This is a genomic window from Glycomyces tritici (assembly GCF_030403505.1).
Map to the genome: position 1 here is coordinate 775,498 of NZ_JAUEMJ010000002.1, position 21,001 is coordinate 796,498.

A 21,001-nucleotide genomic window follows, 5' to 3' on the forward strand; every position below is an offset into this window, starting at 1 on the left:
ATGCAGCCCTCACCCACTTTGGGCGCCGCGAAGCGTTGCACCGCTTGCGGTCTCCCCGCCGACATCGGTCGCTACTGCGAGGATTGCGGTGGCGACCTGGAGGAGTTCGCGGTCCCGGCCGAGGAGGTCCCCTGGCGGTCCTCCATCGCCGTCGAGGAGAACACCGACCACCCCGGCGGCTCCGACGACCACATCTCGTTCGTGCTGCCCGGGATCGGCGCCGCGACCGACGTGGGCCACCGGCACCACTACAACCAGGACTCGATCGCGATCGCGGTCGCCGACGACGGGCGCAAGATCGCGGTCGTCTGCGACGGCGTCTCGGGCGCATCGGACTCCGAGCGCGCGTCACTCGCAGGAGTGGAAGCGGCGGTGACGGAGATCCGCGCGGCCCTCGGCGAGGGCCTCACCGCGGAGGACGCGTCGCGCCGCGGCGTGGGCGCGGCCCACTCCGCGGTGGCCGCGGTCGGGAAGCAGTACCCGAACTCGCCGCCGTCCTCCACGTACGTCTCGGCCGTGGTCGAGGGGAACCAGGCGATCCTGTGCTGGGTGGGCGATTCGCGAGCGTACTGGGCCGGGGAGAAGGAGGCGAGGTGCCTCACAGTGGACGACACGATCCAGGCCCGCCTGGAGTACCAGGGGGTCGACCCGGCGGACGAGCGGTACAAGAACCCGTACGCCAAAGCCCTGCTCGCGTGGCTCGGGGCGGACGCGCCGAGCCTCAATCCGAACCTCCTCCGGGTGGATCTGGGCGGGGGCCATGTCGTAGTGTGCAGCGATGGTCTGTCGCGCTATTTCAATGACGATCACGACCTTCTGCCACTGCCGGACGGCAGCGTTGGCGACAAGGCGGTAGCGTTGACACGACAAGCGCTCGCCAACGGCGGGCACGACAACATCAGTGTCGCGGTGGTGGAACTCGAATCCCCCGGTTCGGTCCAGGCCGACGGTCATGCGCAGGAGCATGCCGGCCAGGACGCCTCGAACCAGGGCGACGGGTCCGCCGCGCCTCCTGGTGTCGTCAGCGAGGCCGAGTACACCCAAATGCTTGGAGGGGGACGACCTTGACCTACCAGCCGACCTACGGCGGTGCCCCACAGCCGGGCGGGTACCAGTGCGCCTGCGGGGCCTTCCCGCAAGCCCAGTTCTGCGAGCAGTGCGGAACGCCCAACCCGGCGTGGCAGCAAGGCCAGCCCCCGCAGTCGCCGGCCTTCGGCCAGGGCTACGCCCCGAACGACCCGTACGGCCAGCCGCAGCAGCAGGACCCTTACGGTCAGCAGCCCGGCTACGGGCAGCAGGACCCGTACGGCCAGCCGCAGCAGCAGGACCCCTACGGGCAACCCCAGCAGGGCTACGGCCAGCAGGACCCCTACGGGCAGCCCTCGCAGCCGCAGGACCCTTACGCCCAGCCGCAGCAGGGCTACGGGCAGCAGGACCCCTACGGCCAGCAGCAGCCCCAGCAGGGGTACGGCCAGGACCCGTACGGCCAGCAGTCCCAGCCGCAGCAGGACCCTTACGGGCAGCCGCAGCAGGGCTACGGGCAGCAGGACCCGTACGGCCAGCCGCAGCAGCAGGACCCCTACGGTCAGCAGCCCGGCTACGGCCAGCAGGACCCGTACGGCCAGCCCCAGCAGCAGGACCCCTACGGGCAACCGCAGCAGGGCTACGGCCAGGACCCTTACGCGCAGCAGGCGTACGGCGCCGCGCCGACCTCGGCCCCGCCCGGACCGCCTCCGGGCGTCCCGGCCGCGCCGTTCGGCGCCCCGACCTCCGCGCCGCCCGCGACGGCGACCGGCGGGTTCTCCATGCCGGACGCGCAGCCGAGCGACCTCGCCTCGAACTACGCCCCGCCCGGCCAGGCGGCCACCCGCTGGGGTGTCGCCGTCACCGCCGACCAGGGCTACTTCAACAAGGTCGCGGCCTCGGACGGGGCCTCGCAGCTGCAGTACCCGTCGTTCGCGAAGCCGCGCCGCTTCCCGCTCGACAAGCCGGACCTGACGATCGGCCGCTACAGCGCCAAGCGCGGCGTCACCCCGGACATCGACCTGTCCGGCGACGTGGCCGACCCGGGTGTGAGCGCGCAGCACGCGAAGCTGTTCTCCAAGCCCGACGGCTCCTGGACGATCATGGACGTCGGCTCCTCGAACGGCACGTTCCTCAACGGCTCCGACGAGCCGCTGGCGCCGAACGTGGAGTTCCCGGTGACCGACGGGACCTACATCAACATCGGCGCGTGGACGCGCCTGACGGTGCACTACGAGGGTTAAGACGCAACGGAGAAGGCCGGGTCCGATGGACCCGGCCTTCTTCGTGTCGCCTACTCCCCCTTGGGGCTGCGCCCCTTCAAGAAGTTCCTCACCCGGGAGCTGACCGCCGGGTTCATCAGGACCTTGCGGTGGCCCAGGCCCGTGGTCGCCATGAGCTCGGCGTTCGGCCACGCGTCCGCGAGGGCCTTGCCGTGGCGGAACGGGTTGGGCCGGTCGCCCTGGTCGTGCACGATGAGCACCGGGGCGTCGAGTTCGACGCCGCGCAGCGAGAAGTCGTCGAGCTTCACGCCCGACTTGGCCTCACCGAGCGGTACGAGCCGCTCGAAGATGCGGGGGCCGACGGGCACGATCGCGCCGATGGTGTCGTGGAAGCCCTCCTGGCCGCCGATGAACGGCGCGAGCATCGCGAACCGCACCGCGGCGGTGTCGACGCCGCTCTGGAGCAGCCCGTGCACCGAGCTGAGCGCGCCCATCGAGTGGGCCACGACGCCGTAGGGCGTGCCGAACTTCTCCAGGACCACGTTCATGGCCTCGATGAGGTGCAGGCCGTTCGCGTGCCGGTCGCCCCACGGCCCGGCCCCGGCGTTGCCGTGGCTCGGCGCGTCGAAGGCGACGACGCGGAAGCCGGAGGCCACCAGGTTCGCCGCGATGAACTTGAAGTCGCCGGTGGAGCCGCCCCAGCCGTGCGCGAGGTAGACGAGGGGGCCCTCGCCCCAGTCGTAGCCCCACAGGTTGGTGCCGAGGCATTCGAGCTCGAACACGTGCGCACCGGCGGGGGCCTCGCCGCGCAGGCGCTTCTCCGGGCCGGCGGGGAGCCGGAACCACAGCTCGCACAGGACCTTCGCGGCCCGCGCGGGAGCGACGCGCTCGGCGGCGGCGAAACCGGAGCGCACGTACCAAGGAGCACGAACGGTCGTGCTTTTCTTTTTCACCACGGGGGTCGGGGCAGTGGACGCCATGAGTCGGGCCTTCCTGGTTAACTCTGGAGACTGTCGATCAGTCGGTTGAACGCCGTCCACGCGCGGTCGGCGGCGTCAGGATAGGACAGGATGCGGCTCATCCAGTTGTAGGACAACAGGATGCCGAACACCTCCTGTGCCACCTGGAAGACGTCGGTGTCTTCGGGGAACTCGCCCTGGGCGACCGCCGTGGCGGCGATCCGGGCGAGGGACTCGAGCAGTTCGCGCTGCTCCGAGGCCATGAAGTCGTGCAGCGGCCCCGGCAGGTCGTCGAACTCCGCCGCGGCCGCCAGGAACAGGCAGCCGCCCGGATGCGAGTACCACTGCATCCAGTACTCGACGATGGCCTGCAGGCGGGTGATCCCCCGCGGCTTCGCGAGCGCGGGCCGGATCACCTCGTCGATGAACTGCTCGCCGTTGCGCTCCATACAGGCCAGCTGGAGCGCCTCCTTCGACTTGAAGTGGGCGTACAGGCCCGATTTCGACATGTCCGCCGCCGCGGCCAGCGAGCCGATGGTCAGCCCGGAGAGCCCCGAGTAGCGGGCCATCCGGACCGCTTCGTCGAGGATCGACTGCCTCGTCATCTCGCCTTTGCGCACGACCTAAAAATAGCACGATCGTGCTGGAAATTCTACGGCGAGCGCTAGGGGGTGTTCGAGCAGTCCCGGCGGGCTGCTCGAACGCTCCTTAGACGTCGCACTCGCTCGCCTCGCCGGAATACGAGAACGTCACCGCGACCTGCTCGGACAGCGCCTGCGTCGTACCGGGCTCGGGCGACTGCCCGATGATCTCGCAGTCCTCGTGCGACCAGTCGAAGACGCCGCGCTCCTCCCCCGACTGCGCCACGCCCGCGAAGCCCGCCTCCTCGACGGCCTGGGCGGCCTCGGCGGTCGACAGGCCCATCACGTCCGGCACGGAGCCGGTCGGCGCGCGCTCGGTCGTCGGCTGGGACTCCTCGGTCGGGTCCTCCTCCGCGCCCTGGCTCTGGGGATCCTGCACGGCGCCCCCTGGAGTCGGCGACTCCGACGGGCTCGGGCTGGCCTCCGCTGACGGCGTCTCGCTCGCCTCAGGGGAGGCGGTCGTACTCGACTCGGAAGTCGTTGCGGCGGCATCGCTCTCATCGGCGGCGACATCGTCTTCAGCGGTGTCGCCGTCCCCGAGCTGGGACCCGAACGCGGCGCCGGCGCCCACGACGACCAGCAGCGCGGCGGCCACCACGACCGCGCGGCCCTGGCCGCGGCGGCGCTTCGGGGGCTCCTGCTCATCGACGAACGGCAGCTCGCGGGTCGCCACGGGCGCGGCCTCGGCGGCGAGGACCTTCGCGTTCGGGGCGGCGAGCACCGGTTCGAGGCCGAGTCGGCGGCGCAGTGTCACGGCCGCGAGCGGCGTGCGGGCCGCGCCGCCCGCCATGAGCAGGCCCGCGAGCTCGGCGGGGTGCACGCCCGCCTCGGCGAGGGTCTCCTCCATGACGTCGGCGGTGGTCCCGACCAGCTCCTCGACGCGCGATTCGAACTCCTCGCGCGTCAGCGGCATCTTGATGTCCGCCGCGGGCAGCGTGATGACGGTGAAGTCCTGCTTGGACAACTGCTCGCGCGCCTGCGTGATCTTCTCCAGCAGCAGGGCGCGCAGCTGCCGGTCGGCCGGTTCGGCCGGGTCGGCGATGCGGGACCAGAGGCGGACGCCGGCGTCGGGGTGGCGGCCCGAGAGGTAGGCCAGGATCAGGCCGTCGAACTCGGCGCCGCCGATCGGCTCGGTGCGCTCGGCGACGACGACGAAACTGCTCTCGATGCGGCGGACGACGGCGGCGTGGAACGAGGAACGGCCGAGGCGGTAGACCGCGAAGGCGGCGCCGGAGGCGAGGGGTGCTCCGGTCGAACTGCTGAGACTTGCCGCGGCGGCCCCGGGGTCGATCCGGACCGATGCGGCCGGGGGGACGTTCTGCATAGCGCCGAGTCTAGGACCGTCGTATCGAACGACTTCGACCCGTCTTGATCTGTTTTGAGGCACTTACGCTGCGCAATCGAAAATATCGGCGCTCGCCCGAGCGCGCGGTCGCGCTCCGGCGGAGGACGGCGAAGCGGGGCCGGGAGTCGAACTCCCGGCCCCGCTTCGCTGCAATGACCCTTAGCTGCAGCCGCTCGTGGCGCCGCAGCCTTCGCAGGCGTAGCAGGAGCCGGCCGGGCGCATCTTCGTGCCGCAGTTCATGCACAGCGGCGCGTCGGCGCTGCGGGCCTGGGCCGAGTTGAGGATGTCCTGGCGGGACTTCTTCGTCTCGATCTGCACCCGCTCGGTGACGGCCTCTTCGATCGGCGCCGAGGCGCGCAGCTCCTCGAAGTCGACCTCGTGGACCTTGGAGGGGTCCTCGCCGTTGACCTCGGCGGTGCGCTCGGCGGTCGTCAGGATGCCGAGCGCCGCGCGGTCCTCGTACGGCAGGTAGTCCAGCGCCAGGCGCCGGAAGATGTAGTCCACCAGCGAGGAGGCCATGCGGATGTCCGGGTCGTCGGTCATGCCGGCGGGCTCGAAGCGCATGTTGGTGAACTTCTCGACGTACTTCTCGAGCGGCACGCCGTACTGCAGCGCGATCGAGATCGACACCGACAGCGCGTCCATGACGCCGGCGAGGGTCGAGCCCTGCTTCGACATCTTGAGGAAGACCTCGCCGAGGCCGTCGTCCGGGTAGGACGAGGAGGTCATGTACCCCTCGGCCCCGCCCACGCTGAACGAGATCGTCTGGGACGGGCGCTTCTTCGGCAGCTTGCGGCGGACCGGCCCGTGGGCGGCGACCGTCTCGACGACCTTCTCCACCGCTTCCTCGACGGCCTTGTCGATCTCCTTCTTCTTCGCGGAGAGCGGCTGGCCGACCTTGCAGTTGTCGCGGTAGACCGCGAGGGCCTTGAGGCCGAGCTTCCAGCCCTGGAAGTAGACCTCTTCGATGTCCTCGACGGTGGCCGTCTCGGGCAGGTTGACGGTCTTGGAGACCGACCCGCTCAGGAACGGCTGCACGGCGGCCATCATGTGGACGTGGCCCATCGGCGAGATGGACCGCTCGCCCATGGCGCAGTCGAAGACGGAGTAGTGCTCCTCGGCCAGGTGCGGGGCGTCGACCACGTAGCCGTGCTCGGCGATGTAGGCGACGATCGCCTCGCGCTGCTCCTCGGTGTAGCCGAGGTTGGCGAGCGCGCGGGGCACGGTCTGGTTGACGATCTCCATGGAGCCGCCGCCGACGAGCTTCTTGTGCTTGACGAGCGCCAGGTCGGGCTCGATGCCCGTGGTGTCGCAGTCCATCATGAACGAGATGGTGCCGGTCGGCGCGAGGACCGAGGCCTGCGCGTTGCGCCAGCCGTTGACGGCGCCGATCTCGTTGCCCTTGGCCCACTCGGCCTTCGCGGCGTCCAGGACGGTGGCGTCCACGTCGCCGAACGTGCGGACCTCGTCCGCGGCGGCGGCGTGCTTGTGCATGACCCGCTGGTGCGGCTCGGCGTTGAGCGCGTAGCCCGCGTAAGGGCCGACGACCCCGGCGAGCTCGGCGGAGCGACGGTAGGAGACGCCGGTCATCAGCGAGGTGATGGCGGCGGCGAGCGCCCGGCCGTCCTCGGAGTCGTAGGCGTGGCCCGAGGCCATGAGCAGCGCGCCAAGGTTCGAGTAGCCGATGCCGAGCTGGCGGAAGTCGCGGGTGGTCTGCCCGATCTTCTCGGTCGGGAAGTCCGCGAAGGAGATCGAGATCTCCATGGCGGTGATGACGAACTCCACGGTCTTGACGAACCGCTCGACGTCGAACGAGCCGTCCTCGCCGAGGAACTTCATGAGGTTCAGGCTCGCGAGGTTGCACGAGGAGTCGTCGAGGCTCATGTACTCCGAGCACGGGTTGGACGCGTAGATCCGGTCCGTGTTGGCGTTCGTGTGCCAGTCGTTGATGATGTCGTCGTACTGGATGCCCGGGTCGGCGCACGCCCAGGCGGCCTGGGCCATCTTGCGGAACACCTCGCGGGCGTCGCGGCGGGCGATCTCCTTGCCGTCGAGGCGGCCCTTGAGGGCGTAGTCGGTGCCCTGCTCGACGGCCTCCATGAACTCGTCCGTGACGCGGACGGAGTTGTTGGCGTTCTGGTACTGGACCGAGAACATGTCGTCGCCGCCGAGGTCCATGTCGAAGCCGGCGTCGCGCAGGGCGCGGATCTTGTCCTCTTCGCGGGACTTGGTCTCGATGAAGTCCTCGATGTCGGGGTGGTCGACGTCGAGGATGACCATCTTGGCGGCCCGGCGGGTCGCGCCGCCGGACTTGATGGTGCCGGCGGAGGCGTCGGCGCCGCGCATGAAGCTGATCGGGCCGGAGGCGTTGCCGCCGGAGGAGAGCAGCTCGGCGGAGGCGCGGATCTTGGAGAGGTTGACCCCGGCGCCGGAGCCGCCCTTGAAGATCATCCCCTCTTCCTTGTACCAGTCGAGGATCGACTCCATGGTGTCGTCGACACTGAGGATGAAGCACGCCGAGACCTGCTGCGGCGCAGCGGTGCCCACGTTGAACCAGACGGGCGAGTTGAAGCTGAAGTACTGGTGGAGCAGGAGCCAGGTGAGCTCGTCGGCGAAGATCTGGGCGTCTTCGGCGGTGGCGAAGTAGCCGTGCTTCTCGCCGGCGGCGTGGTAGGCCTGCACGACGCGGTCGATGACCTGCTTGAGGCTGCGCTCGCGCTGCGGGGTGCCGACGGCGCCGCGGAAGTACTTCGAGGTGACGATCTGGGTGGCGTTGATGCTCCAGAACTCGGGGAACTCGACGCCGCGCTGCTCGAAGTTGATCGAGCCGTCGCGCCAGTTGGTCATGACGACGTCGCGGGACTCCCACTGGACTTCGTCGTACGGGTGCACTCCCGGCGTCGTGAAGACGCGCTCGACCTTGAGTCCCTCGGTCTTCGGCTTCGTCGCGGTCGCTGTGGCTTTCGTGGTCTTCGGCATGTTCCTCGCCCCTGTCTGCTCATGCCTGGTCATGGGAATCGGATGGGTGTTCGTGCTGAGGGGTGCGGCCGCGTCAGGCGGTGGTGCCCCGGGCGGCGTGCTCTTCGCGCAGCTGCGCGATGGCGGCCTCGAAGTCCTCGAGGGATTCGAAGTCCTGGTAGACGCTGGCGAAGCGGAGGTAGGCGACCTCGTCGAGCCGGCGCAGCGGCTTGAGGATCGCCAGGCCCACTTCGTGGGCGGGCACCTCGGCCACGCCCTTCGAGCGGATCTCGTCTTCGACGGCCTGGGCCAGCTTCGCCACGTCGTCGGCGTCGACCGGCCGGCCCTGGCAGGCCTTGAGGACGCCGGAGGCGACCTTCCCGCGGCTGAACGGCTCGGTCGCGCCGCTGCGTTTGACGACGGCGAGGATGGACTCCTCGACGGTGGTGAAGCGCTTCTCGCACTGCTGGCAGACCCGGCGGCGGCGGATGATCTTCCCGTCCTCGGCCTCGCGGGAATCGACTACGCGGCTGTCGGGATGGCGACAGTACGGGCAACGCATCGCTAGTCTCCTTCTTGAGCCATCGTCTCGCCGGCCTCAGCGGCATCCGCAAGTCGTGGATCGGTACGTCCCGGCAGGCTGTCGGGGGTTCCGTCGCGCCAGTGCCGTGCCGGGTGCCGCGCTGGGAGGGACAGTCTGCCCCTCGCCGCTTCGGTAGGTGCGGAAACCCCAACACCTAGTGAGAGACGATACAACAAACCACAAGATCTTGTGTCAAGGATAGCGCAGATGCACTGCCGGACGACGGCGGAGTTCGGGGGCGGGCTCCAGTGAACCAGCGGTCGGCGGGCTATCGTTCACCCGTACGGGTGAACCTGGGCCAAAACACACTCAGAGCAGCGCGGCGACACGCCGGTGTCGCACGAATGTTTGACTTGACACAGCACCTGAGTTACATTGTCGGAATCAGACATACCGTCCCATTTGTCTAACGGGAGCCTTCTGTGGCTAGCGAGACCACAACAGCCCGACCGAAAACGCGCAAGCTCACGCGTCGGCAGCAGCAAGTCCTCGAGTACATCGAGGAGTTCATCAACAACAAGGGGTACCCGCCCAGCGTCCGCGAGATCGGCGCAGAAGTGGGGCTCGCCTCGGCCTCGTCGGTGGCCTACCAGATGAAGCAGCTCGAACGGAAGGGCTACCTCAACCGCCTGGCCGGCCGGCCGCGCGCGGTCGGGGTCCGCCAGTCCACCCCGGGCGGCGTCCAGACCTGCTCGCAGCACCCCCGGCCGCGGTACGTGCCGATGGTCGGCGAGATCGCCGCCGGGCAGCCGATCCTGGCCGAGGAGCGCGACTACGACGTCATGCCCCTGCCGGCCGAGTTCGTCGGCGAAGGCGTGCACTTTCTCCTGCGCGTCAAGGGCGACTCGATGGTCGAAGCGGCCATCACCGACGGCGACTGGGTGGTCGTGCGCCAGCAGCCCGACGCCCTGAACGGCGAGATCGTGGCCGCCATGATCGACGGCGAGGCCACGGTCAAGACTTGGAAGCGCAAGAACGGCAAGCCGTGGCTGCTCCCCGCGAACTCCCTGTACGACCCGATCGACGCCTCAGAGGCGGAGATCCTCGGCCGCGTCGTGGCCGTCCTCCGGAAGATCTAGCTCCGCGGCCTGCGGGCCGCGGCGGTACCGCTGCGCTCGGGAGCAGTGCATCACGCGCTGCTCCGGGCGCCGCAGCGCGCCCTCAGCGGCCCCGGCCGTACGTCGTGCCGCTCTCAGGCGGGCCCCAGAAGCCGTCCTCCGGCTCCGGGGTCCGTTCGTCGTTTCCGGCCCCGTAGACGCTTCCCTGCGGGGCGCCGTAGGCGTTCCCCTGTCGAGGGGGCGGTGCGGCGGGGCGGGCCCCGTACACGTTCCCTGAGGGCTCGGGACGGGCCCCGAAGCTCTGGCCCGGGCCCGCGTTGTCGTAGACGCTGCCCTGACCGCCGCGCTCGAACGCGCCGTACTGCGGCTCCTCGCGGGCGGCGGCGCCGTACACGGCGCCCTGCCCGGCGGGCGGCGTCGCGGGGCGGGCCCCGTAGACGTTCCCCGAAGGCTCCGGGCGCGAACCGCCGTAGACCGAGCCGGTCGGCTCGGGCCGGGCCGGGCTCGCCCCGTAGACGTTGTCCGACCGGGCCGGACTCGCCCCGTACACGTTCCCCGAAGGCTCCGGGCGGGCGCCGCCGTAGACGCCGCCGCGGGCGATCTGGCCGAGGTCCGGGTCGGGCTGACCGGCGTCGAGGCCGAGGTCCACCGGGTCGTCGTCGAACGCGGCGCCGCGGTCCTTGCCGAAGCCCGACTCCTCGCGGGCGAAGCCCAGCTCGGCGTCGTCGTCCTCGTCGCCGTCGTCGCCGTTCTGCTTGCGGTACTTGCGGATGATGATGATGCCGAAGACCATCGTGGCCATGCCGAGGATCGCGATGGCGGCCAGGATCTTCACGATGGTGCCCACACCGAGGTCGAGGATGCGGTCGACCATGCTCGGCCCCTCCTCCGCGCCGCCGCCCGCGGCGTTCTCGCTCGCGGCCGGCTCCTCGGCGGCCGGCGCGGCCGGCGTGAAGCGGTGGATCACCGCAGGGGACGCGTCGTCGCCGGTCTGCACGATGGTGAGGAAGTTGCCCTCGGAGTCGTACGCGATGTCGGTGCCGCCGCCGCCTTCGGCCTCGCCGAGCGGGGTCGCCCGCGGCTCGGCGGCGGTCATGGAGGCGACCGGGTCGCCGTCGGCGACGTCCCACTCGTAAGCGGTGTCGCTGGTGCGCAGCACGACCTTCGAAGCGTCGGCGTTGAGCGCCGCGCCGGTCACCGCGCCCGCGCCGTCAGGGAGCGTGACGGTGCCCGCGAGTTCCAGCGGCGTGTTCTCCTCCTGGCCGGGACCGTCCGATTTGTACAGTTCGGCCGTGCCCTCGGTGGAGGGGATGAACACCGGGGTGCGGTCGGGAAGCAGGAAGTACGCCTCGGCGTCCTTCATGCCGTCGGGGTAGACGTACCGGGTCATCGTGAAGTCGCTCGCGTCGTCGACCGCGACCTGCGTCAGCGAGATGCTCTCGCGGTCGCCCGTGTCGCCGATGTCGGCGATCCACAGGAAGCCCTTGTCGGGTTCGATCGCGATGTCCTGCGGGTCCTTCGGCAGCCACTCCACCGCGAGGCTCCCGGCCTCGGTGTCGCGCACCGCGCAGTCGGAGCCGACCCGGCGGATCGTCAGGATGTCGTCGGTCTGGCCCTCGACATCGGGCAGGACCCACCAGCCGTCGCCGTCCGAGGCCTCCACGAGACCGGTGGCTGCGGCGACGCGCGGGTCGTGGATCTCGCACACCACTTCCCCGCCGCCCTCTTCCTGGGCGTAGACGGGGGGCGCGGCCGTGACCAGGACAGCCGCTCCGGCTGCCCCGGCGACGATCCGCGCAGGCAGGGCCCCTCGGCCCACACGGCGCTCTCGCATCAGGCAAGTGTTCCAGAACACGGGGTGTACCGGCCAGGCCCCCCGAGAGACATGTTCAGGACCACTGCGATTCAGTCGGTTTCCAGGACGAACGCTCGCAATTCACCGGCCAGCGCGTCGTCCACCCGGGCCGTGATGACCGAGCCGTCGCCGCGGTGCTCGGTCGAGAGGACCTCGCCGCGCGAGCGCATGCGCGAGACGAGGTCGCCTCGCACGTACGGGATGCAGACGGTGAGGGTCGTGTGCGGCTGCGGGAGCGCCTGCTCGATGGCGGCGCGGAGCTTGTCGATGCCTTCGCCGGAGTGGGCGGAGACGAAGACCGCGTCGGGCCAGTCGGAGCGCAGCTGCAGCACGTCGTCGGGCGCGATCAGGTCGAGCTTGTTGACGACCACCAGTTCCGGGACCTCTTCGGCGCCGACCTCGGCGAGCACCACGCGGACCGCTTCGGCCTGGCCGAGCGGGTCGGGGTGCGAACCGTCGATCACGTGGACGATGAGGTCCGCCTCGGCGACCTCCTCCAAGGTGGAGCGGAACGCCTCGATGAGCTGGTGGGGCAGGTGCCGCACGAACCCGACCGTGTCGGTGACGGTGTACTCGCGGCCCTCGGCGGTGCGCGAGCGCCGCGTCGAGGTGTCGAGCGTGGCGAACAGCGCGTCCTGGACGAGGATGCCCGCGCCGGTGAGGGCGTTGAGCAGGCTCGACTTGCCCGCGTTGGTGTAGCCGGCGATGGCGACGCCGGGCACCCGGTTGCGGGTGCGGGAGTCGCGCTTGGTCTCGCGGGTGACGGTGAGCTTCGCGAGTTCGCGGCGGAGCTTGGCGACCTTGGCGCGGATGCGCCGGCGGTCGGTCTCCAGCTTCGTCTCACCGGGGCCGCGGAGGCCGACGCCGCCGTTCGAGCCGCCCTGGCGGCTCATGGCGTCGCCCCAGCCGCGCAGGCGCGGCAGGAGGTACTGGAGCTGCGCGAGCTCGACCTGGGCCTTGCCCTCGGCGCTCTTCGCGTGCTGGGCGAAGATGTCGAGGATCAGGGCGGTGCGGTCGATGACCTTGACGTTGATGGCCTTCTCGAGCGCGATCAGCTGGCCGGGGGAGAGCTCGCCGTCGGCGATCACCGTGTCGGCCCCGAGGGCTTCCACGGCTTCCTTGACCTCGCGGACCTTGCCGGAACCGATGAAGGTGCCGGCGTCCGGCTTCGACCGGCGCTGGATGAGGCCTTCGACGACCTCGGAGCCGGCGGTCTCGGCGAGCTGCGCGAGCTCCGCCAGGGAGTTCTCGGCGTCGTCGATCGTGCCTTCGGTCCACACGCCGACCAGGACGACGCGCTCGAGGCGCAGACGGCGGTATTCGGCGTCGGTGACGTCTTCGAGTTCGGTCGAGGCGAGGCCGGCGACGCGTCGCAGCGCTTGACGTGCTTCCAGGTCCAGTTCGCCCGTTGAGGGGGCGGCGCTGGACGGGAAGTCTTCTTGGGAGTTCATGTGCTCTTCGTGCATCACCACAAGCTTGACACGAGCGTGTGACAGCGGCGAGCGAATATCGCGCACAGCGTAGTCGGCGACACCAGGGACGGCCCGAAACCCGCGGGGACGGGTGCGAAGTGGCGGGCCCGATGCCGGGCGCAGGGCTGAGGCGGTCTTGCGCGCGGCAGTGGCATCATTCAAGGCATCCGCCTCTGCAGATTCTCCGCCCGCGAGCAGCCTCGACGGCGTTCGCGGGCATCGAGCGAGCATCGCCGAGGGGCGCGTCCACGACGAAGTGCACACCTAAGGAGCGGCATGACTGCAGCCCGTCTTCCCAGCGCCGGGTTCTCCATCACGGTCCGGCTGGCCCTCTCGGCCGACCCGGGCGCGGCGGGACGCCTCGCCACGGTCGTGGGGCAGGCCGGTGCGATCGTCACCGCGCTCGACGTGGTCGCCTCCGACAACAAGCGCATGACCGTCGACCTCACGTGCGACACCTCCGACGCCGCGCACGCCGAGCAGGTCACGAACATCCTCGAGGCCATGCCGGACTTCGACGTGAAGAAGGTCTCCGACCGGACCTTCCTCGTCCACCTCGGCGGCAAGATCGAGGTCACCCCCAAAGTGCCGCTGCGCAACCGCGACGACCTGTCGATGGCGTACACGCCCGGCGTCGCCCGCGTGTGCATGGCGATCGCCGAGAACCCCGACGACGCACGGCGCCTCACCATCAAGCGCAACACGGTCGCGGTCGTGACCGACGGCTCCGCGGTGCTCGGCCTGGGCAACATCGGGCCCGCCGCCGCGATGCCGGTCATGGAGGGCAAGGCGGCGCTGTTCAAGAAGTTCGGCGACGTGGACGCGTGGCCGGTGTGCCTGGACACGCAGGACACCGACGAGATCGTGAACATCGTGGCGGCGCTCGCGCCCACATACGGCGGCATCAACCTCGAGGACATCGCCGCGCCGCGCTGCTTCGAGATCGAGGCGCGGCTGCGCGAGCGGCTCGACATCCCGGTGTTCCACGACGACCAGCACGGCACCGCGATCGTGGTGCTCGCGGCGCTCACGAACGCGCTGCGCGTGGTGGGCAAGGAGTTCGCGGACGTGCGCGCGACCATCGTGGGCTGCGGCGCGGCCGGGACGGCGATCATGCGGCTGCTGGAGAAGGCCGGGATCGGCGACATCATCCCGGTCGACCGCGACGGGGCGCTGCACAGCGGCATGGAGACCGACAACGAGACCTGGAAGTGGCTGGGCACGCACTTCAACAAGGGCGACTACTCGGGCGACCTCTCGGGGGCGGTCGAGGGCTCGGACGTGTTCATCGGGGTGAGCGCGCCGAACATCCTCAAGGGCTCCGACGTGGCGAAGATGGCGAAGGACCCGATCGTGTTCGCGCTGGCGAACCCGGACCCGGAGATCAGCCCGACCGAGGCGGCGCGGTACGCGGCGATCGTGGCGACCGGGCGGTCGGACCAGCCGAACCAGATCAACAACGTGCTGGCGTTCCCGGGCGTGTTCCGGGGGCTGCTGGACGCGCAGGCGCGCGACTGGAACGACGACGCGGCGCTGGCGGCGGCGAAGGCGATCGCGGACTGCGTGGGCGCGGAGAAGGTGAACGCGACGTACATCGTGCCGAGCGTGTTCGACCCGAACGTGGCTCCGGCGGTCGCGGCGGCGGTCAAGCAGGCGATGCGCTGAGGCGCAGTGCCCCGCGCTCGTTCGGCGCCGCGAATGCGCTGCGCTGAGACACTCGCTGCTCGGCGCCGCGAATGCGCTGGCACTCGCCGCCTGGCGCTCGCTCGGCGACGTGAACGCGATGCGGTAAGGCGCGCCGCCCGCTCGTCGACGCCGAGAATGTGACGCGATTAACGCCCCGGGAACCGCTGGTTCCCGGGGTTTTCTGTCGGACCCGCGCGCGACGATGGTGCCCTCGGTCCCCTCTTGGGTGGGTGGGGGTTTGTGGATGGCCTATTGCCGACGCGCCTCACATTCACGTTCGCGGACGCGAGATCCAGAACGCGTTTCCGCAGGCGCTAGATGCGGAAGGTGCCTTCGGCGACGATCACCGCAGGGCCTGTGAGGTAGAGCGTCTCGTCGGTGACGGTGATCGTGAGCGTCCCACCGGGAACATCCACTTTGCACACACCGGTGGCCTGGCCCGCGTGGCGCAGCGCCACCGCGCCGACCGCGCACGCGCCCGTGCCGCACGAGGCCGTCTCGCCCACACCGCGCTCGTGGACGCGCATCCGCACATGCGGGGCCGTGCCGGTCACGAACTCCACGTTCACGCCCTGCGGGAACACGCCCGCGTCGTAGCGCGGCTGGTGGAAGAGCTCCAGCGCCTCGAGCTCCGAGTCGTCGCCGAGGTGGCACACCAGGTGCGGGTTCCCCATCGACACGGACTGCCCGGGCCAGGTGAACCCCTCCACGGAAGCCTGCGAAGTCGGGCCGAACTCGGCCGCGCCCATGTCGACCCGCAGCTCATCGCCTTCGACGCGCACGGTCTTGATCCCGGCCCGCGTCGCCACGGGAACCTCCGGGCCCTCCGCGAGCCCCTGCTCCAGCAGGTACCGCACGAACACGCGCACCCCGTTGCCGCACATCTCGGCGATCGAGCCGTCGGCGTTCCGGTAGTCCATGAACCACGCCGCCGCCGGGTCCTCCGAGGGCGCGACGCGCAGCAGCCCGTCGCCGCCGATCCCGAACCGGCGGTCGCACAACAGCGCCACCTGGGCGTCCTTCAGCGGCAGCGCGTCCTGGAGGTCCGGCACGATCACGAAGTCGTTCCCGGTGCCGTGTCCCTTGGCGAAGTCGATGGTGGTCACTTGGCAATTGTGCCCCACGGCTCCCGCGCTAGGCTTCTGCCGTGACTGAGACGACCGATGCAGGGCCCCTCGCCGACCTGAAAGCGAAGTTCCCCAACGGGGTGTGGACCACCCGCGCCAACGCGCGGCTCCAGGACGCCCTCATCGAAGGCGCCGGGCTCGGCCGCCTCCAGCCCGCCGTCGGGTGGGCCGCGCGCATGCAGGCCACCGAGGCGCCCGTGCCGTTCACCTCGCCCCAGATGCTCCTGTTCGCGGGCGAGTACCCGGACGGCTGGGCCGCCGGCGACTACGCGCCCGTCGAAGAGCAGGCCGAAGCCCTGGAGCAGGGCGAAGGCCCCCTCGCCGAGCAGGCCTCCCGCGCCGGGCTCCCCTTCACCGTCGTCCGCACCCCCGCGAGCGAGGGCGTCGAGGGCCCGCTCCTGGACGAGACCGAGCTGAACGAGGTCCTGCGGCTCGGCCGCGAGGCCGCCGACCGCGCGATCGACGCCGGCGCGGACATCCTCCTCATCGCCGGGCTCGGCGCGGGCGCCGCGACCGCCTCGGTCGCCGTCTGCTCCTTCATCGCCAAGGACGACATCACCACCTACCAGCCGCAGCTGCGCGCCCCCGGCGGCGCGGTCCACGACGCCGCCTGGATGGGCCGCATCGCCGCCCTGCGCGACCACCTCGCGTTCAACCGCGGCTTCAAGCGCAGCCCCGAAGCGCTCATCACCCGCCTCGGCGGCGCCCAGCTCGGCGCGATGGCCGCGGCGATCTTCACCGCCGCGACCCGCTCCACCGCGATCCTCATCGACGGACCGGCCGCCATGGCCGCCATGATGATCGCCCGCGACTTCGGCCTCGCCGCCCCCAAGTGGTGCTACGCGCCGAACCGCTCCACCCACCCGGTCGTCGTCAAACTCGCCAAGCAGGGCGGCCTCGCCGACGACCTCGGCTTCGAACTCGACCTCCCCGAGGCCGCCGCACTCCCCCTCGGCTGGGACCTCCTCCAGACGGGACTGCGGATCTCGCAGGCGCTCCCGATGCCCGCCAAGGAGGAACCCGAGCCCGAGCCGGAGCCGGAGACCGCGGCCGCTGAGCCGATCCCCGAACCCGAGGCGGCCATCGTCGAGCCGCCGGTGATCGAGGAGACCGGAGCCGCGACCGACCCGACGGAGCTGGCCGAGGCCGAAGCGGCCGAGGAGAAGCCCACCGGGGCATGACGCACGCGGCCCCTCGGGCGCTCAGCGAGGCGACCCGCCGGGCGATCGCGGCACCGCCGCGATCCGCCCTGGCCGGCTCCTATACCGCGGGCGACCTGGCGGCACTCGCCGCCACAGTCCGCCAACGGCCCGAGCCTTCGGCGACTGACATTCGACCGCGTGACCAGTGGGAATGGGTGAGCGGCCAGTAGACTCGGCCCGCATGAGCACCGCCCGGCTCCTCCTCGCCCTCGCCGACCTCGCCCCGCAGCCCACGCAAGAGCGGCTGCAGCGCGACCACCTCGGCGACCAGTGCGCCTGGGGCGACCTCGGGACCGTACGCGACGGCGCCGAACTGGCCAAGTACGACGAGCTCCACCGCGACGAGCGACTGCTGCGCCAAGGCTGGGGCATCGTCATGGGCCGCACCCAGATCGACGGCAAGACGCGCCGCGTCCAGCTCCCCCTCGTCAGCCGCCCCGTCAGGCTCCAGACCGACCCGAAGCGACCGTTCCAGCAGCTCGTGGTCCCCGCCGGCGACATCGAAGTCCACAACGGACTCGAAGGCACCGAGCTCGGCCTCAGACTCGAAGCCGTCTTCGGCCCCACCGGCGCCGAGGAACCGGAGCCCGACACCGCCTGGCTGGCCGAGGCCGCCGCCGCGGCCGGGTTCGACGCCGAAGCCGTCCAACGCGTCCCGACGCAATCCGAACGCGACCGCCTGGTCGTCGTACCGCGAGCCGTCGTCTACATCGCCCCCGAGGTCAACCCCTCATCGCTGGCGACCGGCCTGCGCGACTGGGCGAAGCGGCCGGGCATCGAGCAGACCGCATTCGCCGCGATGCACGACCCGGTCGACGCCGAACCCGAGGCCGACCCGCGCCCGCCCCAGTGCCCGCTGCCGCTCAGCGGCGAGCAGACCGCGGCCGTCGTCCAGGCCCGCACCGCCCCGGTCACCGTCATCGCGGGCGCGCCCGGCTGCGGCAAGAGCCACACCCTCGCCGCGATCGCCCTGGACGCCATCGCGAACGGGCAGTCCGTGCTCATCGCCGCCCAGTCCGTGCACGCCGCCGACGTCCTCGCCGAACTCCTCGACCGCCACCCCGGCCCGCTGCCCGTCCACTTCGGCGACTCCGAGCGCCGCGACCGGTTCCTGACCAGGCTCGGCACCGGAACCGCGAAGGGCCACAAACGCCGCGAGGTCGAACGGCAGCAGGAGGCCGCCGCCGAAGCGGCCGAGTACGCCGCCCGCGTCGAAGCGGAGATCGCGACCTGGCTCGACCTCGAATCCCGGCGCGGACGCGTGCAGGACCTGCCGCTGTTCCTCCTCGACGACTTCCCCGGGCTCCGCGACGCCGACCTCGACGAGGCCGAACGCCTCCTCGCCCGCTCCCGCCGCGACGACGGCTGGTGGCAGCGCCTGCGGGCCCGCCTCGCCGCCAAGCGCCTGCGGCGCATCGCGGGCGCCGACGGCACCACCACCGCCATCGCCCGCGCCCTCAAGGCCGCACGCGACCAGCGCGACGCCGCCCGCCTCGCCGCAGCCGGAGGGCTGCGCCTCGCACCGCTCTGGAGCAGTCTCGAAACCGCGGATGCCGAAGCGGCCCAGGCAATCGGACGTTCGCTGCACCTCGAGACCGGCTCCGCCGACCGCCGCAACGCGGCCGCGCGCAAGGCGCTGGCCGAGCTCGGCACCGCGCTGCGCAGCGGCGGCCGCCCGCAGCGCCGGGAGCGGCTCGCGAGCGTCGACGTCGCGGCCCTGCTGCGGGCCATGCCGCTGTGGATCGGCACGGTGGCCGATGTCGAGGACGTGCTCCCGGCCCGCGCCGGCATGTTCGACCTGGTGATCCTCGACGAGGCCTCCCACATCAACCAGCTCCGCGCCGCACCGGTCCTCGCGCGCGCCCGCCGCGCGGTCGTCGCGGGCGATCCCCGGCAGCTGCGGTTCGTCTCCTTCGCCAGCGCTGCGAAGACCGCTGACGTCCTTGCGAAGCACGGCATCGCCGATCGCCTGGGGCAGTTGGACATCGGCAAGGTGAGCGCCTACGACCTGGCGTGCGGGGCCGGGCCCGTGGTCGAGCTGACCGAGCACCACCGCAGCGTGCCGCACCTCATCGGGTTCTCGGCCGCGAAGTTCTACCACGGCCGGGTCGAACCGATCACCACGCATCCGCGCAACCACGAGTCGGACGCCATCTCGGTGCACCGCGTCGCGGCGCAGTCCTCTCAGGAGGGTGTGGTCGAGGCGGAGGTGTCGCGCGCGCTCGAGCTGCTCGCCGAACTCGTCGATGCGGGCGCGACCGGCCTGGCCGTGATCTCGCCGTTCCGGGCGCAGGCCGAGGCGATCGAGGCGGGGATCCTCAAGCGCTTCGACCTGGAGACGATTCGCCGCCACCGCATGCGGGCCGGCACCGTGCACGCGTTCCAGGGCAGTGAGGCGGAGACGGTGGTCGTCGCTCTCGGCGTGGCCGAAGGAGACGCGGCGGGCCGCCGCCGGTTCGCGGCCGGCCCGAACCTGTTCAACGTGATGGTCACGAGGGCGCGCGCGCACCTGCACGTGGTCACCGCGGTCGGTGATCCGGACGGCCTGATCGGCGAGTTCCTGCGGTACGCGGACCAGGCGCCGCGTTCACCGGGGAACGGTGACGCGGTCGGGAAGTGGACGGCGCGGCTCGCCGACGCGCTGGAGGGCGCGGAAGTGCCGGTGCGCCAGGCGTATCCGGTCGGACATTGGACGCTGGACCTGGTGGTGGGCGATGCCGAAGAGGCGATCGGCGTGGTCGCCGAGGTCCACCCGGAAGGGCCGAGCGCGCACGTCGCCCGGCACCGGGCGCTGCGGCGGGCGGGCTGGCGGATCGAAGAGGCCTTCCCGTCGGCGTACGGCGACGACCCGTCAATGGCCGCAATCGACCTGCTGGCCGAGCTGCGGGGTCACTGAGGAGCGGTGCCGTTGTCCTGCTTGCGGATCTGGCCCCAGGAGATCACGAGCTGCATGCCGAGCAGGTTGATGATCACCGCGACGCCGTAGATCAGCGCCGCTCCGGCGACGCCGGTGAGCGCCAGCCCGAAACCGCCGAGAACGGCGGCGAGGATGGCGGCGACCACCATGACGATGGCGAGGAGCGTCAGCCAGCCGGAGACGTTCTCGGCCCGCTTGAGCGCTTTTTCGACTTGTCCGTCAAATTCGTTCATCGGTCGAGCGTAGTGAGTTCGCGGCGTGTTCGAGGGCCTCGGCCGCGGAATCGGCGGTGTGGGTCGGGGTGTACCCGGTCTGCGACCATTCACGGCCGAGGTGCAGCCAGACGCTGCGCAGGCCCAGGAGGTGCGCGCCGAGGATGTCGGCGTCGTCGCGGTCGCCGATCATCCAGGCGCCGTTGAGGGTCGCGCCGACGGCATCGGCCGCCGCGTGAAAGATGCCCGCCTCGGGTTTTCTCGATCCCACGCCTTCGCTGACCACGGTGGCGTCGACGAGCCGGTCGAGCCCGGAGGCCTTGACCTTGCCGGTCTGCTGCGGCACGGCCCCATTGGTGACGATCACGACCTGGTGCCCGGCGGCGCGGACCGCTTGCAGCGCCGCGATAGTGGGTTCGGTGACCCGGGCGTGCTCGCGGGCCCCGCGCCGCAGGAAGTCGATGACCGCGTCCTCCTCGAGCCCGATCGGGTACCGCTCGATGATCGCCTGCGCGACAGTGGATCGCGAGGCGTACCCGGAGGCGTCGACCCCCATCACCCAGTCGACGTCCGCGGCCGGAAGCCCATGGGCGGCCAAGAACTCGGCCACCCCGAGCCGAAAGGCCCCGTCACGGTCGATGAGCGTGTTGTCCAGGTCGATCATCAGGAGCGTCATGCGCAGGATGCTACGGACCGCACCACCCCCGAGCAAACGCGTTCCCGCCACGCAGGCCGCGCCG

General features: G+C 71.0%; 16 protein-coding genes. 6 read left to right on the top strand and 10 right to left on the bottom strand.

Annotated features, from left to right (window positions below):
• Both QWI33_RS08810 and QWI33_RS08815 read left to right on the top strand, forming a co-directional pair.
• Entirely contained in the window at positions 1 to 1,068 is a 1,068-nt protein-coding gene (locus QWI33_RS08810; RefSeq protein WP_289956879.1) for a PP2C family protein-serine/threonine phosphatase, read from the top strand.
• Entirely contained in the window at positions 1,065 to 2,267 is a 1,203-nt protein-coding gene (locus QWI33_RS08815) for an FHA domain-containing protein (protein WP_289956881.1), read from the top strand. The genes QWI33_RS08810 and QWI33_RS08815 overlap by 4 nt, the downstream gene beginning before the upstream one ends.
• 50 nt (positions 2,268 to 2,317) lie before the next feature.
• Here the strand turns inward: QWI33_RS08815 and QWI33_RS08820 are convergent, their stop codons facing one another.
• The 5 genes from QWI33_RS08820 to nrdR all read right to left on the bottom strand — a co-directional run bounded on the left by QWI33_RS08820 (position 2,318) and on the right by nrdR (position 8,711).
• Positions 2,318 to 3,160: an alpha/beta fold hydrolase gene (locus QWI33_RS08820; protein ID WP_289956883.1), complete on the bottom strand. Its 843-nt coding sequence runs from the start codon at positions 3,158 to 3,160 to the stop codon at positions 2,318 to 2,320.
• An 83-nt stretch (positions 3,161 to 3,243) separates the two neighbouring features.
• Positions 3,244 to 3,825 (bottom strand): TetR/AcrR family transcriptional regulator, encoded by a 582-nt coding sequence (locus tag QWI33_RS08825; RefSeq protein ID WP_289956885.1) that lies wholly within the window; start codon positions 3,823 to 3,825, stop codon positions 3,244 to 3,246.
• An 88-nt stretch (positions 3,826 to 3,913) separates the two neighbouring features.
• Positions 3,914 to 5,170 carry an Hsp70 family protein gene (locus tag QWI33_RS08830; RefSeq protein ID WP_289956888.1) on the bottom strand — a complete coding sequence of 419 codons (1,257 nt, stop codon included), beginning with the start codon at positions 5,168 to 5,170 and terminating at the stop codon, positions 3,914 to 3,916.
• Positions 5,171 to 5,350: 180 nt separating this feature from the next.
• A complete protein-coding gene (locus QWI33_RS08835; protein WP_289956890.1) occupies positions 5,351 to 8,170 on the bottom strand; it encodes a vitamin B12-dependent ribonucleotide reductase in 2,820 nt (939 codons plus the stop codon).
• Positions 8,171 to 8,243: 73 nt separating this feature from the next.
• Positions 8,244 to 8,711 carry a transcriptional regulator NrdR gene (gene nrdR, locus QWI33_RS08840; protein ID WP_289956893.1) on the bottom strand — a complete coding sequence of 156 codons (468 nt, stop codon included), beginning with the start codon at positions 8,709 to 8,711 and terminating at the stop codon, positions 8,244 to 8,246.
• 443 nt (positions 8,712 to 9,154) lie between these two features.
• Here nrdR and lexA point away from each other — a divergent pair, with 443 nt between their 5' ends.
• Complete coding sequence (lexA, locus tag QWI33_RS08845) at positions 9,155 to 9,811, top strand: transcriptional repressor LexA (RefSeq protein WP_270110793.1); 657 nt, start codon at positions 9,155 to 9,157, stop codon at positions 9,809 to 9,811.
• Between the two features lie 82 nt (positions 9,812 to 9,893).
• On the opposite strand, the gene QWI33_RS08850 is transcribed toward lexA, so the two are convergent.
• Positions 9,894 to 11,624, bottom strand: a complete 1,731-nt coding sequence (locus QWI33_RS08850) for a hypothetical protein (RefSeq protein ID WP_289956897.1) — start codon at positions 11,622 to 11,624, stop codon at positions 9,894 to 9,896.
• Positions 11,625 to 11,695: 71 nt separating this feature from the next.
• Positions 11,696 to 13,096, bottom strand: coding sequence for a GTPase HflX (hflX, locus tag QWI33_RS08855; RefSeq protein WP_289956898.1), 1,401 nt, complete (start codon positions 13,094 to 13,096; stop codon positions 11,696 to 11,698).
• Between the two features lie 297 nt (positions 13,097 to 13,393).
• Between hflX and QWI33_RS08860 the strand changes: the two genes are divergently transcribed.
• Positions 13,394 to 14,782 (top strand): NAD-dependent malic enzyme, encoded by a 1,389-nt coding sequence (locus tag QWI33_RS08860; protein WP_289956899.1) that lies wholly within the window; start codon positions 13,394 to 13,396, stop codon positions 14,780 to 14,782.
• A 335-nt stretch (positions 14,783 to 15,117) separates the two neighbouring features.
• On the opposite strand, the gene dapF is transcribed toward QWI33_RS08860, so the two are convergent.
• On the bottom strand, positions 15,118 to 15,900 hold the full coding sequence (dapF, locus tag QWI33_RS08865) for a diaminopimelate epimerase (protein ID WP_353895436.1): 783 nt from the start codon (positions 15,898 to 15,900) through the stop codon (positions 15,118 to 15,120).
• Positions 15,901 to 15,950: 50 nt separating this feature from the next.
• Between dapF and QWI33_RS08870 the strand changes: the two genes are divergently transcribed.
• Both QWI33_RS08870 and QWI33_RS08875 read left to right on the top strand, forming a co-directional pair.
• Positions 15,951 to 17,111: a nicotinate-nucleotide--dimethylbenzimidazole phosphoribosyltransferase gene (locus tag QWI33_RS08870; RefSeq protein WP_289956901.1), complete on the top strand. Its 1,161-nt coding sequence runs from the start codon at positions 15,951 to 15,953 to the stop codon at positions 17,109 to 17,111.
• A 202-nt stretch (positions 17,112 to 17,313) separates the two neighbouring features.
• Positions 17,314 to 20,028, top strand: coding sequence for a DEAD/DEAH box helicase (locus QWI33_RS08875; protein ID WP_289956902.1), 2,715 nt, complete (start codon positions 17,314 to 17,316; stop codon positions 20,026 to 20,028).
• On the opposite strand, the gene QWI33_RS08880 is transcribed toward QWI33_RS08875, so the two are convergent.
• Both QWI33_RS08880 and QWI33_RS08885 read right to left on the bottom strand, forming a co-directional pair.
• Positions 20,022 to 20,282 carry a hypothetical protein gene (locus QWI33_RS08880; RefSeq protein ID WP_289956903.1) on the bottom strand — a complete coding sequence of 87 codons (261 nt, stop codon included), beginning with the start codon at positions 20,280 to 20,282 and terminating at the stop codon, positions 20,022 to 20,024. The two genes, QWI33_RS08875 and QWI33_RS08880, sit on opposite strands and share 7 nt — an antisense overlap.
• Positions 20,269 to 20,937, bottom strand: a complete 669-nt coding sequence (locus QWI33_RS08885) for an HAD family hydrolase (protein WP_289956904.1) — start codon at positions 20,935 to 20,937, stop codon at positions 20,269 to 20,271. Before QWI33_RS08885 ends, QWI33_RS08880 begins: the two co-directional genes overlap by 14 nt.
• Between the last annotated feature and the right edge of the window lie 64 nt (positions 20,938 to 21,001).